The sequence below is a fragment of the Flavobacterium chungangensis genome (assembly GCF_042654045.1).
GTDB lineage: Bacteria > Bacteroidota > Bacteroidia > Flavobacteriales > Flavobacteriaceae > Flavobacterium > Flavobacterium chungangensis.
In genome coordinates this window covers 1-559 of record NZ_JBHSFY010000045.1, presented here as the reverse complement: position 1 = coordinate 559, position 559 = coordinate 1, and the positions used below count along the sequence as shown (strand labels likewise).

The 559-nt window shown below is 67.4% G+C and carries 2 protein-coding genes; both read right to left on the bottom strand.

Annotated features, from left to right (window positions below):
• A partial coding sequence (locus ACFO3N_RS24985) for a hypothetical protein (RefSeq protein ID WP_465254303.1) occupies window positions 1-187 on the bottom strand: 187 nt, incomplete at its 3' end.
• A 75-nt stretch (window positions 188-262) separates the two neighbouring features.
• Window positions 263-559, bottom strand: a 297-nt coding sequence (locus ACFO3N_RS24980) for a hypothetical protein (RefSeq protein WP_379801526.1), incomplete at its 5' end; no start/stop codon positions are given.

The following is a 559-nucleotide window of genomic DNA, read 5'->3' as shown; positions in this document are numbered from 1 at the left end:
GATAGCGGCTTAGCCTGCGGATGAAGCCGATAAGGCCGGTCTGACGGCTGCGCTTCATGCGTTCGGCGTGCAGGATCGTCTGCACGCGCTGGAAACAATCCTCCGCATCGACATTGCACAGCACATAGTCATAGCCGTCCCAGTGCGCGATTTCATTGGCGGCCCGCGACATGCGGCCTTCGATCACTTCCTCGCTGTCCGTGGCGCGGCCGCGCAGGCGTCGCTCGCAGGGATCGGCGGAAGCCGACGCTCGCGGCTCGTCTCATCGGGTCGATGGTCGCGCCGCGCGTGGTCGGTGTACGACGTCGAGCCCGGGCGCAGGCGTTCGCTCGACGAGCTGCCACCGCTCGAAGATGCGCGTGCCCAGGCGCAAGCCAGTCTGCTCGAGCAAGGCGCCATCGAGTTCGACGGTGGCGCGGGCGGCGCGGCTGCAGTGGACGAGCTGACGGCGCTCGTCAACGGGGCGCCGGATGAGGGCGCCGGCAACGCGGGCAATGTTGGCGTGCAGATTCTTAACGGCAGTAGCGCTGCGGTAGACGTTACCGGAGCCACCAGCCAG